17 protein-coding genes are annotated in these 18,724 nt (G+C 68.7%); 7 read left to right on the forward strand and 10 right to left on the reverse strand.

The genetic code is table 11. The features are described 5' to 3' along the window. Positions 1 to 40: 40 nt before the first annotated feature. Positions 41 to 1,483 carry a CCA tRNA nucleotidyltransferase gene (locus tag ACFV0T_RS38320; RefSeq protein ID WP_385789580.1) on the reverse strand — a complete coding sequence of 481 codons (1,443 nt, stop codon included), beginning with the start codon at positions 1,481 to 1,483 and terminating at the stop codon, positions 41 to 43. A 259-nt stretch (positions 1,484 to 1,742) separates the two neighbouring features. Here ACFV0T_RS38320 and ACFV0T_RS38325 point away from each other — a divergent pair, with 259 nt between their 5' ends. The 7 genes from ACFV0T_RS38325 to trxA all read left to right on the forward strand — a co-directional run bounded on the left by ACFV0T_RS38325 (position 1,743) and on the right by trxA (position 11,431). Beyond that, positions 1,743 to 4,142: a DUF6049 family protein gene (locus ACFV0T_RS38325; protein WP_385789582.1), complete on the forward strand. Its 2,400-nt coding sequence runs from the start codon at positions 1,743 to 1,745 to the stop codon at positions 4,140 to 4,142. Positions 4,143 to 4,186: 44 nt separating this feature from the next. Further along, a complete protein-coding gene (murJ, locus tag ACFV0T_RS38330) occupies positions 4,187 to 6,433 on the forward strand; it encodes a murein biosynthesis integral membrane protein MurJ (protein ID WP_385789584.1) in 2,247 nt (748 codons plus the stop codon). A gap of 118 nt (positions 6,434 to 6,551) precedes the next feature. Then, positions 6,552 to 8,264: a protein kinase family protein gene (locus tag ACFV0T_RS38335; RefSeq protein WP_385789586.1), complete on the forward strand. Its 1,713-nt coding sequence runs from the start codon at positions 6,552 to 6,554 to the stop codon at positions 8,262 to 8,264. A gap of 26 nt (positions 8,265 to 8,290) precedes the next feature. After that, the gene (gene sigM / locus ACFV0T_RS38340; RefSeq protein ID WP_385789588.1) at positions 8,291 to 9,016 is read left to right on the forward strand and encodes an RNA polymerase sigma factor SigM; all 726 of its coding nucleotides are present in this window, start codon (positions 8,291 to 8,293) and stop codon (positions 9,014 to 9,016) included. Further along, positions 9,013 to 9,909 (forward strand): anti-sigma factor family protein, encoded by an 897-nt coding sequence (locus ACFV0T_RS38345; RefSeq protein ID WP_385789590.1) that lies wholly within the window; start codon positions 9,013 to 9,015, stop codon positions 9,907 to 9,909. Before sigM ends, ACFV0T_RS38345 begins: the two co-directional genes overlap by 4 nt. Before the next feature lie 180 nt (positions 9,910 to 10,089). After that, positions 10,090 to 11,058 carry a thioredoxin-disulfide reductase gene (trxB, locus tag ACFV0T_RS38350; protein ID WP_385789592.1) on the forward strand — a complete coding sequence of 323 codons (969 nt, stop codon included), beginning with the start codon at positions 10,090 to 10,092 and terminating at the stop codon, positions 11,056 to 11,058. A gap of 40 nt (positions 11,059 to 11,098) precedes the next feature. Next, the gene (trxA, locus tag ACFV0T_RS38355) at positions 11,099 to 11,431 is read left to right on the forward strand and encodes a thioredoxin (RefSeq protein ID WP_385789594.1); all 333 of its coding nucleotides are present in this window, start codon (positions 11,099 to 11,101) and stop codon (positions 11,429 to 11,431) included. A 94-nt stretch (positions 11,432 to 11,525) separates the two neighbouring features. Here trxA and ACFV0T_RS38360 read toward each other — a convergent pair whose 3' ends face one another. From ACFV0T_RS38360 to rpmH, 9 genes are all read right to left on the reverse strand, one after another. Further along, positions 11,526 to 12,143, reverse strand: coding sequence for a GNAT family N-acetyltransferase (locus ACFV0T_RS38360; RefSeq protein WP_385789596.1), 618 nt, complete (start codon positions 12,141 to 12,143; stop codon positions 11,526 to 11,528). A gap of 327 nt (positions 12,144 to 12,470) precedes the next feature. After that, the gene (locus ACFV0T_RS38365; RefSeq protein ID WP_385789598.1) at positions 12,471 to 13,571 is read right to left on the reverse strand and encodes a ParB/RepB/Spo0J family partition protein; all 1,101 of its coding nucleotides are present in this window, start codon (positions 13,569 to 13,571) and stop codon (positions 12,471 to 12,473) included. Further along, a complete protein-coding gene (locus ACFV0T_RS38370) occupies positions 13,568 to 14,641 on the reverse strand; it encodes a ParA family protein (protein WP_385789635.1) in 1,074 nt (357 codons plus the stop codon). The genes ACFV0T_RS38365 and ACFV0T_RS38370 overlap by 4 nt, the downstream gene beginning before the upstream one ends. 333 nt (positions 14,642 to 14,974) lie before the next feature. Then, on the reverse strand, positions 14,975 to 15,691 hold the full coding sequence (gene rsmG, locus ACFV0T_RS38375; protein ID WP_385789601.1) for a 16S rRNA (guanine(527)-N(7))-methyltransferase RsmG: 717 nt from the start codon (positions 15,689 to 15,691) through the stop codon (positions 14,975 to 14,977). A 118-nt stretch (positions 15,692 to 15,809) separates the two neighbouring features. Beyond that, complete coding sequence (locus tag ACFV0T_RS38380; RefSeq protein ID WP_385789603.1) at positions 15,810 to 16,322, reverse strand: protein jag; 513 nt, start codon at positions 16,320 to 16,322, stop codon at positions 15,810 to 15,812. A gap of 15 nt (positions 16,323 to 16,337) precedes the next feature. Continuing rightward, entirely contained in the window at positions 16,338 to 17,627 is a 1,290-nt protein-coding gene (yidC, locus tag ACFV0T_RS38385) for a membrane protein insertase YidC (protein WP_385789605.1), read from the reverse strand. Positions 17,628 to 17,630: 3 nt separating this feature from the next. Then, positions 17,631 to 17,996, reverse strand: coding sequence for a membrane protein insertion efficiency factor YidD (yidD, locus tag ACFV0T_RS38390; protein WP_385789607.1), 366 nt, complete (start codon positions 17,994 to 17,996; stop codon positions 17,631 to 17,633). Continuing rightward, entirely contained in the window at positions 17,993 to 18,364 is a 372-nt protein-coding gene (gene rnpA / locus ACFV0T_RS38395) for a ribonuclease P protein component (RefSeq protein ID WP_385789609.1), read from the reverse strand. Before rnpA ends, yidD begins: the two co-directional genes overlap by 4 nt. 19 nt (positions 18,365 to 18,383) lie before the next feature. Beyond that, complete coding sequence (gene rpmH / locus ACFV0T_RS38400) at positions 18,384 to 18,521, reverse strand: 50S ribosomal protein L34 (RefSeq protein ID WP_005482975.1); 138 nt, start codon at positions 18,519 to 18,521, stop codon at positions 18,384 to 18,386. Positions 18,522 to 18,724: the final 203 nt, after the last annotated feature.

An 18,724-nucleotide genomic window follows, 5' to 3' on the forward strand; every position in this document is an offset into this window, starting at 1 on the left:
GGCATGTTTCACGTGAAACATGCCCCCGCTCTCTGTGTCCTCAGACCTGCTCGGCCCACCACTCCTTGAGCGCCGCCACCGCCGCGTCATGCTCCGTCGGCCCGTTCTCCAGCCGAAGCTCCAGGAGATGCTTGTACGCACGGCCGACAGCCGGGCCCGGGCCGACGCCCAGGATCTCCATGATCTGGTTGCCGTCGAGGTCGGGCCGGATGGAGTCCAGCTCTTCCTTTTCCTTCAGCTGCCCGATGCGCTCCTCCAGGCCGTCATAGGCGCGCGAGAGAGCGGCCGCCCTGCGCTTGTTGCGCGTGGTGCAGTCCGAGCGGGTCAGCTTGTGGAGGCGGTCGAGCAGGGGGCCGGCGTCACGGACGTAGCGGCGGACGGCGGAGTCCGTCCACTCGCCGGTTCCGTAACCGTGGAAGCGCAGGTGGAGTTCGACGAGCTGCGAGACGTCCTTCACCAGCTCGTTGGAGTACTTGAGCGCCGTCATGCGCTTCTTGGTCATCTTCGCCCCGACCACTTCGTGGTGGTGGAAGGAGACCCGGCCGTCGCTCTCGAAGCGGCGGGTGCGCGGCTTGCCGATGTCGTGCAACAGCGCGGCCAGCCGGAGCGTGAGGTCGGGACCGTTCCGCTCCAGCGCGATCGCCTGCTCCAGAACGATCAGGGTGTGCTCGTAAACGTCCTTGTGCCGGTGATGCTCGTCGCTCTCCAGACGCAGGGCCGGCAGCTCGGGCAGCACGTACTCGGCCAGTCCGGTGTCGACCAACAGGCTCAGCCCCTTGCGCGGGTGCGCGGACAGGATGAGCTTGTTCAGCTCGTCCCGTACCCGCTCCGCCGAGACGATCTCGATGCGTCCGGCCATCTCGCTCATCGCGGTGACGACCTCGGGAGCGACCTCGAAGTCGAGCTGGGCTGCGAACCGGGCGGCCCGCATCATCCGCAGCGGGTCGTCGGAGAACGAGTCCTCCGGGGTACCCGGGGTCCGCAACACACGGGCGGCGAGGTCCTCACGCCCGCCGTGCGGGTCGATGAACTCCTTCGCCGGCAGCGCCACGGCCATCGCGTTCACCGTGAAGTCGCGGCGGACGAGGTCCTCCTCGATGGAGTCGCCGTACGAGACCTCGGGCTTGCGCGAGGTCCGGTCGTACGCCTCGGACCGGTAGGTGGTCACCTCGATCTGGTAGCCGTCCTTCTGCGCCCCGACCGTGCCGAAGGCGATCCCGACCTCCCAGAGGGCGTCCGCCCACGGCCGCACGATCTTCAGAACGTCCTCGGGTCGGGCGTCCGTCGTGAAGTCCAGGTCGTTGCCGAGCCGGCCGAGCAGCGCGTCCCGGACCGAACCCCCTACCAGGGCGAGTGAGAACCCGGCCTCCTGGAAGCGGCGGGCGAGGTCGTCGGCGACAGGAGCGACCCGCAGCAGCTCACTGACCGCGTGGTGCTGCACCTGGCTCAGGGCACTGGAGGTGTCTTCATTGGCGTTCGGCACAACAGAAGAGGGTACGTGGCCCGGGCGGCCGGGGGCGCCCGCATTAAGCGGCCTGGACATCCACTCCGATAGGCGCACAAGACATGCCCTTGTGACATACATCGCCGCTCCTCTTTATATGAGCAGATAGGGGGGCGGACCGCCGCCCCCGCCCCGATCTTGTGGACCGGTCCGCGGCACTTCCCCTCAGCGCGCATCGTTACCATGCGTGGACGCACATTCCGACGACCACTGACGACGACGAGGGACGGGCGAGCGCGTGGCCGAGGCGGCAGACTTCCAGGGGACCAGTCCCTCACCTGCCCGCCGGTGGCTGCGGCGCACCGGGGCGTTGCTCGCAGGGGCGCCACTGCTGGCCGGTCTGGTCCAGCTGCCCGCCGCCACGTCCGCTCAGGCAGCCGCACAGGACTCCGTACGGGCCGCCTCCGGCTCCCGGACGGTGTCCGTCTCCATCGACACCCTCACCCCGTCCGCACCGACCGACGGGGACACCGTGACCGTCTCCGGCACGGTGACCAACAACGGCAAGCAGTCGATCAGCGACGCCCACGTCGGCCTGCGGGTGGGATCGGTCCTGACGACCCGCTCGGCGATCGACAACGCCGCCGACCACGCCGACCGGGTCTCCAGCTCGGACGGCTCGGAGGTCGGCGACAAGTATGTGGAGGAGTTCGCCAAGCTCGCTCCCGGCGTCGCGCAGCACTTCAGCATCTCCGTACCGGTCGACAAACTCGATCTCGGTGAGGACGGGGTCTACCCGCTCGGCGTCTCGCTCTCCGGGCAGACGGCCGCGCAGCCGTGGGAACGGGAGCTGGGCATCCAGCGGACGTTCCTGCCGTGGCAGCCGGGCGAGGCGGACACGAGGACGAAGACGACGGTCATGTGGCCGCTCGTCTCGAGCGTCCACATGACGGCGGAGACCGGCTCGAACGAACAGCAGACGCCGGTCTTCCTCAACGACGACCTGGCTGGGGAGATCTCTCCCGGTGGCCGGCTCGACCAGCTTCTGTCCCTGGGGAAGAACCTCGACGTCACGTGGGTGATCGACCCGGACCTGCTCGCCTCCGTCGACGCGATGACCCGCAGCTACCGGGTCCGGGGCGAGGGAGACACCACCACGGCGGGCACCCACCAGACGGTCGCCAAGCAGTGGCTCGCGGAACTTCAGAAGGCGGTGGTGGACAAGGAAGTGGTCGCCCTGCCCTTCGCCGACCCGGACCTGGCCTCCCTCGCCCGCAACGGCACGAGCGTCAGCGGCTCGCTCAGTCACCTCAAGGCGGCCTCCGACGTCGTCGCCAACACGGTGGAGCCGATCCTCCACGTGACGCCGAGCACGGAATTCGCCTGGCCCGTGGACGGCGCCGTCGACCCGTCGATCGTCAAGGTCGCCACGTCCGCGGGCGCCGACAAGGTGATCGCCCGCAGTGACAGCCTGAGGGAGACCGGGGGCCTGTCCTACACGCCCTCGGCGGGCCGCCCGGTCGGCGGTGGCACCACGGCGGTGGTCGCGGACGGACGGCTGTCCACGGCCTTCCAGGGCGATCTGACGAAGGCCGCGGACTCCACGCTCGCCGTGCAGCAGTTCCTCGCCCAGAGCCTCACGCTCGGCCTTCAGACGGACAAGCAGCGCAGCGTGGTCGTGGCCCCGCAGCGTATGCCGACCGGGAGCCAGGCCCAGGCGATGGCCGCGGCGCTGAGCGCCCTCCAGAGCGGGAACTGGTCCCAGTCCCAGGAGCTCACGGCGGCCGCCAAGGCCAAGCCGGACCCGGGCGCCACCACCAGGATCCCGTCGGCGTCGAAGTATCCGTCCTCCCTGCGCAGGAAGGAGCTGCCGCGGTCCGCCTTCGAGCAGATCGCGAGCACGCAGGACAAGCTCGACAACTTCCAGGTGATCCTGACCGACGAGTCCCGCGTCGTGACGCCGTTCGGCCGGGCCCTGAACCGCGAGATGTCGACGTCGTGGCGCGGCCGGTCCACCGAGGCGAGCACCTTCCGTCAGGGGGTCGAGGCCTATCTCGACACGCTGACCGGGCAGGTCAAGCTGATCGACAAGTCCGACACCAAGCTCTCCGGTCGCAGCGCCACGATCCCCGTGACCGTGCAGAACAACCTGGTGCAGGGCGTCGACCATCTGGTACTGCGGCTCACCTCGACCAATCCGACCCGGCTCAAGATCGGCGGAAACGTCTACTACGAGCAGCCGATCGCGGTCTCCGGCGGCCACAGCCAGACGGTGAAGTTCAGCACGTCCGCCAACGTCAACGGCCAGACCACGGTGATCGCCCAGCTGTACACGCAGGACGGCCAGGAGTACGGCGCGCCCGTGACCTTCGATGTGAAGGTCACCGAGATCACGGCCACGGTGATGCTGGTCATCGGCGGCGGCGTCCTGCTCCTGGTCCTGGCCGGGTTCCGGATGTACACCCAGCGCAAGCGCGCGGCGGCCCGGGAAGACCAGGAGAACGGCGAGAACGGCCCCGACGAGGCCGGTGAGGCGGTCGACGGTCCGAACAACCCCGAGGGCCCCGCTGGCCGTCTCGGGGAGGAGTCCGGCACTCTGTCCGGAGCAGACGACCCGGAGCAGGCGAGTGACCCGACACCGGACACCGCAGCGGAAAGCGCCGACCCGTCCGGCACGGGTGAGAGAGTGGACCGTTGAGGATGTCGTGGCCGGTGGGCCCGGGACGATGAGGTGGGGTAACCATGAACGCGCCGTACGACGGTGACCGCGGCCAGGCCGCGGGCAGCTCGGGTCACCCCGAGGGCCCGCCGCCCGAGCACGGCCAGGTGCCGCCGCAGCACCCGGCGGACATGTACCTCCAGGACGCCTACGACCAGGATCCCTACCGGGCGCAGGATCTCTCCGCCCAGGACCCGGTCACCGAGGCGCTCTACGACCGTGCGGCGCATCCGCCGCCGCCTCCGGGGACCTACCAGCCGCAGCAGCCGTTGTACGCCCAGCCGCCCCAGTCGCCGTACGCCCCCGACCCGCGTGTGTGGGCACAGACCCCGGCACCCGAGCCCGCGGGTCCGACCCAGTACATGCCGTTCGGCGAGGACCCGCGTACGACCCAGTTCGTGGGCGTCGACGACCTGGTCACCCAGGCCGGCGAGGAGCACCAGGAGCCGGACGCCTTCGCGCATCTCTTCCGGGACCAGCAGCAGGGCGCCGTACGCCCGTCGTGGGAGTCCGCGGCGGCGCCGGGCCCTGCCACCGCGCAAGCGGCGGCCGCGGGACCCGTGGGGCAGTACCAGGCACCCCCGCCGCCTCCCGCGGCCGAGGCTCCCGCTCCGGCAGCCGCTCCCGCCCCTAAGAAGGGCGGACGCGCTTCGGGCCTGCTGAAGTCGAGCGCCGTCATGGCCGCGGGCACGATGGTCTCGCGGCTCACCGGCTTCGTCCGATCCGCGCTGATCGTCTCCGCCCTCGGCCTCGGCCTCCTCGGCGACTCCTTCCAGGTCGCCTACCAGCTCCCGACGATGATCTACATCCTCACCGTCGGCGGCGGCCTCAACTCCGTCTTCGTGCCGCAGCTCGTGCGGGCGATGAAGGAGGACGAGGACGGCGGCGAGGCCTTCGCCAACCGGCTGCTGACCCTCGTGATGGTGGCGCTCGGTGTACTCACCGCGCTGGCGATGTTCGCCGCGCCCCTCTTGGTGCGCATGCTGTCGGTCGGAGTCGCGAACGACCCGGCGGCCAACGAGGTCGCGGTCACCTTCACCCGCTACTTCCTGCCCTCGATCTTCTTCATGGGCGTCCACGTGGTGATGGGGCAGATCCTCAACGCGCGCGGCAGGTTCGGCGCGATGATGTGGACCCCGGTCCTGAACAACATCGTCATCATCGTGACGCTCGGCATGTTCATCTGGGTCTACGGCACCGCCGGCAGCTCCGGGATGACGGTCGGCAGCATCCCGCCGGAGGGCCAGCGGCTGCTCGGCATCGGTGTCCTGCTCGGCCTGGTCGTCCAGGCCCTCGCGATGATCCCGTATCTGCGGGAGACGGGCTTCCGGCCGCGGCTGCGCTTCGACTGGAAGGGCCACGGCCTCGGCAAGGCCGCGATGCTCGCCAAGTGGACCGTGCTGTTCGTCCTCGCCAACCAGGCGGGCGCCATGGTCGTGACCCAGCTGTCCACCGCCGCGGGCAAGGACTCGCGTGTCGAGGGCACCGGCTTCGCCGCCTACGCGAACGCCCAGCTGATCTGGGGCCTGCCGCAGGCCATCATCACCGTCTCCCTGATGGCCGCGCTGCTGCCGCGGATCTCCCGCTCGGCGGCCGAGGGGGACGGCGGCGCCGTCCGCGACGACATCTCCCAGGGGCTGCGCACCACGGCCGTCGCGATCGTGCCCATCGCATTCGGCTTCCTCGCCCTCGGCATCCCGATGTGCACGCTGATCTTCGGCTCCTCCGGCACCAGCGAAGCCACCAACATGGGCTTCATGCTGATGGCGTTCGGCCTCGGCCTGATCCCCTACTCCGTGCAGTACGTGGTGCTGCGCGCCTTCTACGCCTTCGAGGACACCCGGACCCCCTTCTACAACACGGTGATCGTGGCGGCGGTCAACGCGGGGGCCTCGTTGCTGTGCTACTTCCTGGTCCCGGCCCGGTGGGCGGTGGTGGGCATGGCGGCCGCGTACGGCGTCGCCTACGCCATCGGCGTCGGCGTCGCGTGGAGCCGGCTGCGCAAGCGGCTGGGCGGCGACCTGGACGGCACGCGGGTGCTGCGCACGTACGCGCGGCTGTGCATCGCCTCGGTACCGGCCGCGTTGCTGGCCGGTGCGACCTGTTACGGCATCGGCCACTCGCTCGGCCAGGGGGTCGCCGGCTCCTTCGCCGCGCTGGTGGTCGGCGGCGCGGTCCTGCTCGGAATCTTCTACGTCGCCGCCCGCCGCATGCGCATCGAGGAACTCAACTCGCTCGTCGGTATGGTGCGCGGGCGTCTGGGGCGCTGAGGCGGGGGTAGTCGCACAACCATCGGCCGCCATCGTGTGTCGTGCATAGCGGCGGACTGTGGGCACAATTGGATTCGACGTCGTACGGCGCGTAATGGATGGGGAGGCAGGGACGACGGTGGCGGAACGGAGCACGGTTGCCGTCGACGTGGCAGACAACAGCGGCGACAAGCCGCTGACCGCACAGGCGGACCAGTCCACGGCCGACGGGGTGGCCCAGAACCGGGAGCGGGACACGGACATCGACGAGGCACAGGGGAGTGGCGGGACGGAACGTCCCGGGAGAGTCTCACCGCCCGAGCTGCACAGCGGCCACAAGCTCGCCAGGCGCTATCGCCTCGAAGAGTGCGTCACCCGTCTGGACGGATTCAGCAGTTGGCGTGCGGTCGACGAGAAGCTGCGCCGCGCCGTAGGCGTTCACGTACTGCCCGCGGACCATACGCGGGCACGTTCCGTACTGGCCTCGGCCCGCTCCTCGGCGCTGCTGGGCGATCCCCGGTTCGTCCAGGTGCTGGACGCCGTGGAGGAGAACGACCTCGTCTACGTCGTCCACGAATGGCTGCCGGACGCCACCGAACTCACCACACTGCTGTCCTCCGGCCCGCTGGAGCCGCACGACGCCTACCAGATGGTCAGCCAGATCGCCTCCGCGATGGCCGCCGCCCATCGCGAGGGCCTCGCCCATCTGCGCCTGAACCCCAACGCGGTACTGCGCGCCTCCACCGGCCAGTGGCGCATCCGCGGCCTCGCCGTGAACGCCGCGCTGCGCGGCATCAGTTCCGAGTCCCCGCAGCGCACCGACACCGAAGCGATCGGCGCCCTGCTGTACGCGGCGCTCACCCAGCGCTGGCCGTACGAGAACGACGCCTACGGCCTGTCCGGCCTGCCCAAGGACGTCGGCCTCATCGCCCCCGACCAGGTGCGCGCCCACATCCACCGCGGGCTGTCCGAGCTGGCCATGCGGGCGCTCGCCAACGACGGCGCCACGGCCTCGCGTCACGAAGCGGCGTGCACCACGCCCGAGGAACTGGTGAAGGCGATCGGCGAGATGCCCCGCATCCGTCCGCCGGAGCCCACGTTCACCGCACCGCCCGAGTACCAGCGCACGACATACCAGCAGGGCACGTACGGACGGCCCGCACCGCGTACCACGCAGCCCGTGGCGACCCCGCCGCCGCCGTTGCAGAGCCGTACCGGCAAGGTGCTGAAGTGGGCCGTCTCGGCGCTCCTGATCGCCGCGCTCGGCCTGGGCAGCTGGCAGCTCGCGGACGCCCTGATGGACCAGGGCAACTCGTCCGACGACACGAACCAGACACAGACGACGGACGACAACGACAAGAACAGCGAACAGACCAAGCCGGTCAAGCCGCTGCGTATCCAGGATGCGGCGGAGTACTACCCGGACGGCAAGCCGCAGCACGCCAACGACGCGAAGCTCACCTACGACGGCGACAGCTCCACCTACTGGCGGACGTACTCCTTCAACGGCGGCCCCGTGCTGGCGCCCTACAAGCAGGGCGTGGGCATCGTCTACGACCTCGGCTCCGCCCAGGAGGTGTCGGGCGCCTCGATAGGGCTGAACTACGACGGCGACCACACGTCGGTGTCCCTTTACGCCGCCGACTCCCTGTCGTCGTCCGCGCCTCTCGGTTCCATGAAGCAGATCGGCGATGCCACGACCTCGGGCACGGAACTGAAGATCTCCGCCAAGAAGGCCGTGAAGACCCGGTACGTTCTCGTCTGGCTGACCGCGGTGCCGTACTCGAGCAAGGACGAGTACAGCGGCGCCGGCTTCAAGCAGGCCATCACCGACGTGAAGTTCACGGGCTGACGTCTCACCGGAGGGGGAGGGGGCCGATGGCGGAGGGCGCCGGATACGACGGAGTGGGCGACCAGGATCTGCTCGCCCGCCACGTCGAGGGCGACTCCGACGCCTTCGGCGAGCTCGTACGGCGGCATCGCGACCGTCTGTGGGCGGTCGCCCTGCGCACGCTGGGCGACCGCGAGGAAGCCGCTGACGCCGTCCAGGACGCCCTCGTCTCCGCCTACCGGGCCGCCCACACCTTCCGCGGTCAGTCGGCCGTCACGACATGGCTCCATCGCATCACCGTCAACGCGTGCCTGGACCGCGCCCGCAAGGCCGCCTCCCGCAAAACCTCGCCGGTCGACGACACCGAGCGCCTGGAACAACTGCTGGAGCCACACGAGTCGGCCTCGGCCCCGGCCGAGCGCAACGATCTGCACCGCCAGCTCCTGGAGGCGCTCGGCACGCTCCCGCACGATCAGCGGGCCGCTCTCGTCCTGGTGGACATGCAGGGCTATCCCGTCGCCGAGGCCGCCCGCGTGCTCGACGTGCCCACCGGGACGGTGAAGAGCCGCTGCGCCCGGGGCAGAGCCAGACTCCTGCCATTGCTCACCCACCTGCGGCCGGAAAGAGCCGACGGCGGCGGTCATCAGGGCGAGGGACGGAACCGGGCGCAGGGGACATCCGTCCCACCCGCAGCGGGACCGCACGACGCGGCTTCCCGTGAACCAGGATCAGGCGATTCAGCTGCTGTGAAGGGCGGAGGTGGGCGAGCGTGACATCCACGACGGACATGGCCGGGCACCCGGACGTCGCGGAGATCTCCGACCTCACCGAGGGGCTCCTCCCACCGTCCCGTGGCGCTGAGGTACGTCGGCATCTGGACGGATGCGAGCTCTGCTCCGACGTACAGGCGTCGCTGGAGGAGATCCGTGGGCTGCTCGGAACGCTCCCCGGGCCGCCCCGGATGCCCGCCGAGGTCGCGAGCCGGATCGACGCCGCCCTCGCCGCGGAGGCACTGCTCGACGCCACGACACCCGATGCCGTAGGCGCCCCCCTCTCGGCGCCCGTCATTCGTTCCACCGCCGGCGTGGACGACAGCACCGATGTTTCACGTGAAACATCAGCCACGCCGGCCCGCCCTGCCGGTCATGCCCGCAACACGTCCACCGGTCCGGGACGCAAGAGCGGCCGGCGGCGTGGGCGCCGCAAGGTCACCATCCTGGGTGCGGCCTTCGCGGCTGCCGCCCTGGGACTGGGTTCGGTACTGCTGTCCTCGCTGTGGAACGACAGCCAGCCCGGGAACTCGGCCGTGGACACCTTCTCCGAAGGAACGCTCGAACGGCAGGTCGCGACGCTCCTGACCCAGAACTCCGGGGGCACCCGCAGCCCGCGCGGCCTGGGCGTGGAGTCCGCTCCCACCACCGACAAGCCCAAGGTCTTCAGCGGTCCCACCGTCCCGTCCTGTATCCAAGCGGGCATCGGCCGCGACGACGCGGCGCTCGCGACCGAGGAAGGCGTATACAAGGGGACGGAAGCACTTCTCGTCGTGCTCTCCAACCCCTCGGACACCAATCGGGTCACCGTCTACATCGTGGATGCGACCTGCGTGAGCCACCCTTCGTCCGCCACGGCCAAGGTGCTTCTCACCCACTCCTACGCGCGTTCCTGAGCGCGCAGGACGCGCCCGCTGCCTCGCCTGTCGCCGGCCGGATATTCCCTGCGGAGTCGCCTCTCCGTGTGCGTGGACACAGCGGGAATGCGCGCCCCTTAGGATCCGTTGGGTGGGGTGAGAGTTCTGACAGGGGCTCCACCGGCCGTACGACGCAGTCCAGAGACGAGGAATCTAGCCGTGAGTGACGTCCGAAACGTGATCATCATCGGCTCCGGGCCCGCCGGCTACACGGCGGCGCTCTACACCGCGCGCGCGTCGCTGAAGCCGCTGGTGTTCGAGGGCGCCGTCACCGCAGGCGGCGCGCTGATGAACACCACCGAAGTGGAGAACTTCCCGGGTTTCCGCGACGGCATCATGGGCCCCGAGCTCATGGACAACATGCGTGCCCAAGCCGAGCGCTTCGGGGCCGAGCTCATCCCGGACGACGTCGTCTCCGTCGACCTGGCCGGTGAGATCAAGACGGTCACAGACACCTCGGGCACGGTCCACAAGGCGAAAGCCGTCATCGTCACCACCGGCTCGCAACACCGCAAGCTCGGTCTGCCCAACGAGGACGCGCTCTCCGGCCGAGGCGTCTCCTGGTGTGCCACCTGTGACGGCTTCTTCTTCAGGGAGCAGGACATCGCCGTGATCGGCGGCGGCGACACCGCGATGGAGGAGGCGACCTTCCTCTCCCGCTTCGCCAAGTCCGTGACGATCGTCCACCGCCGGGACACCCTGCGCGCCTCCAAGGCGATGCAGGAGCGCGCGTTCGCCGACCCGAAGATCAAGTTCGTCTGGGACAGTGAGGTCGCCGAGATCCAGGGCGACCCGAAGCTGGCCGGCCTGAAGCTGCGCAACCTCAAGACCGGCGAGCTCTCCGACCTGGCGGTCACCGGCCTGTTCATCGCGATCGGCCATGACCCCCGCACGGAACTTTTCAAGGGCCAGCTCGACCTGGACGACGAGGGCTACCTCAAGGTCGCCGCGCCGTCCACGCGGACGAACCTGACCGGTGTCTTCGCCGCCGGTGACGTGGTCGACCACACCTACCGTCAGGCGATCACCGCGGCCGGCACCGGCTGCTCCTCCGCCCTCGACGCCGAGCGCTTCCTCGCCGCCCTCGCGGACGAAGAGCAGGCCGAGCCCGAGAAGACCTCTGTCTGATCCCCCATCCGCCCCACGCACAACCAGTAAGGAGCCCGCTGTGGCCGGCACCCTCAAGCACGTGACCGATGCATCCTTCGAGCAGGACGTCCTCAAGAGCGACAAGCCTGTCCTGGTGGACTTCTGGGCCGCCTGGTGCGGTCCGTGCCGCCAGATCGCGCCCTCGCTCGAGGCGATCGCCGCCGAGTACGGCGAGAAGATCGAGATCGTCAAGCTCAACATCGACGAGAACCCGGGCACAGCCGCCAAGTACGGCGTCATGTCGATCCCGACCCTGAACGTCTACCAGAACGGCGAGGTCGCCAAGACCATCGTCGGTGCGAAGCCGAAGGCCGCGATCGTCCGCGACCTCGAGGACTTCATCGCCGACTGACATTCTCCAGCCGTCGAGCCGACGGCGGATGTTTCACGTGAAACACGAATGGGCCAACCCGGAGGGGTTGGCCCATTCGCATGACAAAAGTGGATCACAGCGGCCGCAGCGCCGGCTCCTTCTGCACGGCTCCCAGCAGCCGGTCCAGCGCCATCTCGACGTCCTCCTTCCAGGAGAGCGTCGTCCGCAGCTCCAGGCGCATGCGCGGGTACGTAGGATGCGGCCTGACCGTCTTGAATCCCACGGCCAACAGATGGTCTGCAGGGAGCACGCAGGCGGGCTCCTTCCAGTGGGCGTCACCGAAAGCCTCGATCGCCCTGAAGCCCCGACGCAGCAGATCCTTGGCCACCGTCTGCACCATCACCCGGCCCAGCCCCTGCCCCTGGTAGCCCGGCATGATGAAAGAGGTCATCAGCTGCACCGCGTCCGGTGAGACGGGACTCGTGGGAAAGGCCGTGGAGCGGGGCACATAGGCCGGAGGCGCGTACAGCACGAAGCCCACCGGTACGTCGTCGACGTAGGCGACCCGGCCGCATGATCCCCAGTCCAGGAGAACCGCGGAGATCCAGCCTTCCTTCTCCAGGGCAGCGGTGCCCTCCCTTACCGCGGCCTGACCGCTGACGGGGTCCAGCTCCCAGAAGACACACGAGCGACAACGCCTGGGAAGGTCCTGAAGGTTGTCCAGCGTGAGCGGTACGAGCCGACGCCCCATGAAGGCTGTTCCTCGCTTCCTTCGCCCGCAGCGTCACGGGCGGCTGTCAGAGCGTTCCGTTCTCTGAGCAGGCTGCCGACGAAGCCGCCGACCACGCCCAGCCCGAGTCCAGCGCTCACCAGTCCGGTCCGGCTCATCGTTCGCATGACCCCCGCCCTCCCACTCAGAGGTGCTGCCAGTGGATGCGCCATTCCCCTCGCATCGTATCCACGATGCGATTCCATCGATACCGCCAGAAAGCAAAGAGCAGGCCGTGTTCCGGCATACACCGGACACGGCCTGCTCTGTCGACCGGCCGAGATCACCCACCCCGCCGACTCAGTGAGCTCAGTCCTCCGACTCCTCGGGTTCGCCTTCCTGGAGACCCTTCTGCAGGACCGGGCCCTCGCCGGGGGCGAGCGAGCCCAGGATCCGCTCGAGGTCCTCCATGGAGGCGAACTCGACGGTGATCTTGCCCTTCTTCTGCCCGAGGTCGACCTTCACTCTCGTCTCGAAGCGGTCCGAGAGACGACCCGCAAGATCGGTCAGTGCGGGAGACAGCCGCGCTCCCGCACGCGGTCCCTTGGAGCGCTGCGCCGTCTGCGGCCGGGACCCCATAAGGGTCACGATCTCCTCGACGGCCCGCACCGAGAGCCCCTCGGCCACGATCCGGTGAGCGAGCCGGTCCTGCTCCTCCGAGTCGTCGACGGAGAGAAGCGCTCGAGCGTGTCCCGCGGAGAGGACCCCGGCGGCGACCCGACGCTGGACGGCCGGCGAAAGCTTCAGCAGACGCAGGGTGTTGGAGACCTGCGGACGGGACCGCCCGATGCGGTCGGCCAGCTGGTCGTGGGTGCAGTTGAAGTCCTTCAGCAACTGGTCGTAGGCGGCTGCCTCTTCCAGCGGGTTCAGCTGTGCCCGGTGCAGGTTCTCCAGCAGCGCGTCCAGGAGGAGCTTCTCGTCGTCCGTGGCCCGCACGATCGCGGGGATCGCCTCGAGCCCCGCCTCACGGCAGGCCCGCCACCGCCGCTCGCCCATGATGAGCTCGTAGCGCGCGGGACCCGTCTGCCGGACGATGACCGGCTGGAGGAGACCGACCTCCTTGATAGAGGTGATCAGCTCCTGCAGAGCGTCCTCGTCGAACACCTCACGCGGCTGTCGGGGGTTCGGCGTGATGGAGTCGAGCGGGAGCTCGGCGAAGTGAGCGCCCATGGGAGGCGCAGGTGTCTCCGCGGTGCCGCTCGGCGCCAGCTCATCGGTTTCACGTGAAACGGGCGGCAGAGTCGCCACCTTGGCCGCGGCCACCCCACGGTCGGTGGTCAACATCGGGACCGCCGCGGGAGCCGGGACAACAGTGCTTCCCAAGGCAGCCGGGGTCGGTGTCTTCTCTGTCGGTGCAGCAGGGATCAGTGCGCCGAGCCCACGGCCCAACCCCCTCCGTCGCTCACTCACTGGATCCCCTCCACCATGCTCGGGTCGCTCTGGGCGCCGATGTGGGCTTGTGTCGCGTCATAGCTGACGCCGACTCCCTTCAGCGCAAGTTCTCGTGCCGCCTCAAGATAGGAGAGGGCACCACTCGATCCTGGATCGTATGTCAGTACCGTCTGCCCGTAGCTCGGCGCCTCGGAGATACGGACCGAGCGAGGAATGCTCGTCCGCAGCACCTCGTCGCCGAAGTGGGTGCGCACCTCGTCCGCGACCTGGGACGCCAGACGCGTCCGGCCGTCGTACATGGTGAGCAGGATGGTCGACACATGCAGGGCGGGGTTGAGGTGCCCCCGTACCAGGTCGACGTTGCGCAGCAGCTGCCCCAGCCCCTCCAGTGCGTAGTACTCGCACTGGATCGGGATGAGGACTTCCTCACCCGCGACCATCGCGTTGACCGTCAGCAGGCCGAGCGAGGGCGGGCAGTCGATGAGGATGTAGTCCAGCGGCTGCTCGTAGGCTTGGATCGCCCGCTGCAAACGGCTTTCCCGTGCCACGAGCGACACCAGCTCGATCTCCGCACCGGCGAGATCGATCGTGGCCGGGGCGCAGAAGAGACCCTCGACATCAGGAACGGGCTGGACGACCTCCGCAAGCGGCTTGCTGTCGACCAGGACGTCGTAGATGGACGGGACCTCGGCATGGTGGTCGATCCCCAGCGCGGTGGACGCGTTGCCCTGCGGGTCGAGGTCGATCACGAGCACTCTGGCCCCGTGCAGGGCAAGCGAGGCGGCAAGGTTGACGGTGGTCGTCGTCTTGCCCACACCGCCCTTCTGGTTGGCTACCACCATGACGCGGGTCTGGTGGGGCCGTGGCAGGCCCTCGCCGGCGCGGCCTAGCGCCTCCATTGCCAATTGGGCAGCACGACCGATCGGTGTGTCGTCCATGGGGGGCGGTGTTTCACGTGAAACATCCTCCCCCATCGACTCGGTACGGGGACCGGGGACCGGATCGGTCATCGGTCCCGCGATGTTGGCGTCGGACCGCAAGGATTCACTCTCCTCGACTTCAGGCTCGCTATGCACAGAGCCTCCCATGCCTTCGGGGTCGTGAACCAGTGAGCCCTGGGGTTCTGTGGAGAAATCCACCTCTGTGGACAACTCCGTGCCCCCTACGAGGGACATCTCGGCCCTGAAAGCAGGGGTCTCTCCGAGAGATCCAAGGGGCTTACGGTCGCGGGGTTCGGCCGCAGCGCGGCCACGGCTGATGATTCCATGCAGCAGGGAGCGACGTTTCACGTGAAACACGATGCACAGCGGTTACGGCCGGACCTTCGCGACACTCCGGGGTGCGTAGGTGGGGAAGCTTGTGTGGAGTACGTCTCGCTGTCAGGACGGATCAGAGATGTCCATCACAGTCGCCTCCCACCGTCACCGGCGGCGTCGGGTTCGTCCCGTTCGAGCAGCCTTCGCCCGCTTCGCCGCGAACCGCACACCACCAGGGCTCTCCCCGACCTCGACCCGGACCACCGTGGACAGCGGATCCACCACGCCCTCACCCACATGCAGGATGGATGTCTCCACCGCACCGAGCTTGCTCAGCGCGGTGGCCGCGCTCTTCAGCTCCTCCTCCGCGGTGTCGCCCTTGAGCGCGAGCATCTCCCCGTACGGCCGCAGCAGCGGGATGCCCCAGGTGGCCAGGCGGTCCAGTGGCGCCACGGCCCGGGCCGTCACCACATGGACCGGCTGCAGCGTGCCCATGACCTCCTCTGCGCGCCCGCGGATGACGGTCACGTGATCGAGCCCCAGGAGCTCGACGACCTCGGACAGGAAGTTGGTGCGCCGCAGCAGGGGCTCCAACAGGGTGATCTTCAGGTCCTCGCGGACCAGCGCCAGCGGGATACCGGGCAGGCCCGCGCCTGAGCCGACGTCGCACACCGTCACCCCCTCGGGCACGACCTCAGACAGCACCGCACAGTTCAGCAGGTGCCTCTCCCACAGGCGGGGTACCTCTCGTGGGCCGATGAGCCCGCGCTGCACTCCTGCCTCGGCCAGGAGCTCGGCGTACCGGACCGCATCCTCGAAGCGATCACCGAATACGTCACGCGCCTGTTCGGGCGCAGGGGGGAGCTCCGCTGCCTCCGTCACGGGGACCGTCCTTCCGTACCGCATCGGCGCTCCGAGCGCCGGCCACCAGAACTACCAGGCTGACAAAGACCGGCCCCGCCTGCGCAACAGACGGGGCCGGGAGAACGTACGTACCGAATCAGTTGGGCAGCACGACGACGAACCGCTGGGGCTCCTCGCCTTCGGACTCGCTGCGCAGTCCCGCCGCCTTGACCGCGTCGTGCACGACCTTGCGCTCGAACGGGGTCATCGGCCTCAGCTTGACCGGCTCACCGGTGCTCTTCGCCTCGGCCGCGGACTTGGCACCCAGCTCGGAGAGCTCAGTACGCTTCCTGGCCCGGTAGCCCGCGATGTCCAGCATCAGCCGACTGCGGTCCCCGGTCTCCCGGTGGACGGCCAGACGGGTCAGCTCCTGCAGTGCCTCGAGCACCTCGCCGTCCCGGCCGACCAGCTTCTGCAGGTCCCGGCCGGCGACGTCGCTGATGATCGAGACGGAGGCGCGGTCGGCCTCGACGTCCATGTCGATGTCGCCGTCGAGATCAGCGATGTCCAGCAGACCCTCGAGGTAGTCCGCCGCGATCTCGCCCTCCTGCTCCAGGCGGGACAGGGTGTCTGCACCCTCGGCAGCGGCGGAGGTGGTGCCTTCCGTCACGGGATGGGCTCCTTCTTACTTCTTGGACGGGGACTTGGGGCGCTGCGGGCCCTTGCGCTGGCCGGACTGGGCCTTGCTGCGGGTGCCGCCGCCGGTGCCGGGCTTCGAGGCGGTGTTCTTCGGAGCCGCGGCCGGCTTGGCGTCCTCCGGCTCGTCGTCGGACTTGCTCAGCGATGTGGTCGGCGGCTCGGGCTCGGTCTCGCCCGCGGCCTTCGGGCCGCCGGTCTGACGCTGGGCCTTCGTCTGGCGCTTGGGCTGCTGCCGCTTGGCGACGGGAGCGGGCGCACCGTCCTCGGTCTGGAGAGCGACCTGGCTCTCAGCCTTGGTCACGGTGCCGTCGGCCTGCGCCGCGAGACCGGCCTTGCTCAGGCCGTTGATGAACTTGCGCTCGAACTCGTTGCGGTCGCGGCCCTTGGTCACGATGGCCTTGACGATGGCCTTCTCACGGCGGTTGCGGGTCGCGCCGTGGTGCGTGACGTGCTTGTACAGGCGCTCCAGGTACGCGGCCTGCGCCTTGGAACCCGGGGTCGGGTTGTTGCGGATGACGTACATCTGCTGGCCCATGGTCCACACGTTGGTGGTCAGCCAGTAGACGAGGACACCGACCGGGAAGTTGATACCGAAGACGGCGAACATCACCGGGAAGACGTACATCAGCATCTTCTGCTGCTGCATGAACGGCGTCTTCACCGTGGTGTCGACGTTCTTCGTCATCAGCTGGCGCTGCGTGTAGAACTGCGACGCCGACATCAGGACGATCATGATCGCGGTGACGACCCGGACGTCGGTGAGGGAGGCACCGAGCGCCTCCACCTTCGACGAGCCGTCGGTGAACTTCGCCGCCAGCGGGGCGCCGAAGATGTGCGCCTTACGGGCGCTGGCGAGCAGCGGCTCGTTGATGACGCCGATCGTCGAGCCCGTCGCGATGCCGTTGAGCACGTGGTACAGGGCGAAGAAGAACGGGGACTGCGCCAGGATGGGGAGGCAGGAGGAGAGCGGGTTGGTACCCGACTCCTTGTACAGCTTCATCATCTCTTCGGACTGGCGCTGCTTGTCGTTCTTGTAGCGCTCCTGGATCTTCTTCATCTCGGGCTGCAGCGTCTGCATGGCCCGGGTCGCCTTGATCTGCTTCACGAAGAGCGGGATCAGGCAGATGCGGATCAGGATCACCAGGGACACGATGGACAGGCCCCAGGCCCAGCCCGTGTCGGGACCGAAGACCTCCCCGTACACCGAGTGGAACTGGACGATGACCCAGGAAACGGGTGTCGTGATGAAGCTGAAGAAGCTGGCAATCGTGTCCACTAATCATGCTCCTTGGACATGGGACGGGGTCTCTGCGGCCGGGCTGGAGGGAAGGTCCGACATCCCCTGCCCCTCTGTGGCCGGTTCGGCGGCGGAGGTCCCGCCCTTGCGTGCGCGCCAGGCGTTGCGCAGCAGTTCATGCCATCGCGGACGCTTGCGCGGCGGAACATGGTCCACACCACCGAGCGACCACGGATTGCACCGCAGAATGCGCCAGGCCGTGAGTGCCGTTCCCTTGATCGCGCCGTGCCGGTCGATAGCCGTGTAGCCGTAGTGGGAGCACGACGGGTAGTACTTGCAGACCGGACCCAGCAAAGGACTGATCGTCCACTGGTACAGCTTGATCAGAGCCAGCAGCGGGTACTTCATCGCGCGCCCCCTCCCAGCAGCCGCTGAACGGCGGCATCCAGGTCTTGGGCCAGCTGTGCATGGTCGGCGTCGCCCGATCCGGGCAGCGCTCGTACGACTACCAGGCTACCGGGGGGAAACAGGGCGACTCGGTCACGCATCAGATGACGCAGTCTGCGCCTCACCTTGTTGCGCACGACCGCGCCGCCCACGGCCTTGCTCACGACGAAACCCGCACGTGTCTGGGGAGCGCTCTCCCCAGGCGCGTGCGGGTCCGTGACACCGCTACGAAGGTGTACGACGAGGAGCGGGCGTCCAGCCCGACGGCCTCGTCGTACCGCGGTCGCGAAGTCTTCGCGCCGCCTCAGCCGATGCTCGGTAGGCAGCACGACGTCATGACCTGTGAAATCAGGCGGACAGGCTGGCGCGACCCTTGCTGCGGCGGTTCGCCAGAATCGCGCGGCCGGCACGGGTACGCATCCGCAGGCGGAAGCCGTGGGTCTTGGCGCGACGACGGTTGTTCGGCTGGAAGGTGCGCTTGCTCACTCGGGGGCTCCAGAAATAAATCGGTCTTGCGGGGTGCCGTCCTGGCTGTCACCGTGCGCCCACGAGTAGCTCGCGTTACGCCCGAGTGCACCGCTTCCCGATCACCGAAACGCGATCTGTGCCCATCGGAGGCAGGCGGCAGCAGCCATCGACAACTCGACCTGGTTACGGTACGCGGGGCTACGCCATCCGGTCAAACCAGG

The organism is Streptomyces sp. NPDC059582 (assembly GCF_042735715.1).
GTDB lineage: Bacteria > Actinomycetota > Actinomycetes > Streptomycetales > Streptomycetaceae > Streptomyces.

Coding starts and splice junctions, on each gene's coding strand:
- ACFV0T_RS38370 (WP_385789635.1), bottom strand. CDS start 14,641: ATGGGAGGCTCTGTGCATAGCGAGCCTGAAGTCGAGGAGAGTGAATCC.
- murJ (WP_385789584.1), top strand. CDS start 4,187: ATGAACGCGCCGTACGACGGTGACCGCGGCCAGGCCGCGGGCAGCTCG.
- yidD (WP_385789607.1), bottom strand. CDS start 17,996: ATGAAGTACCCGCTGCTGGCTCTGATCAAGCTGTACCAGTGGACGATC.
- ACFV0T_RS38360 (WP_385789596.1), bottom strand. CDS start 12,143: ATGGGGCGTCGGCTCGTACCGCTCACGCTGGACAACCTTCAGGACCTT.
- sigM (WP_385789588.1), top strand. CDS start 8,291: ATGGCGGAGGGCGCCGGATACGACGGAGTGGGCGACCAGGATCTGCTC.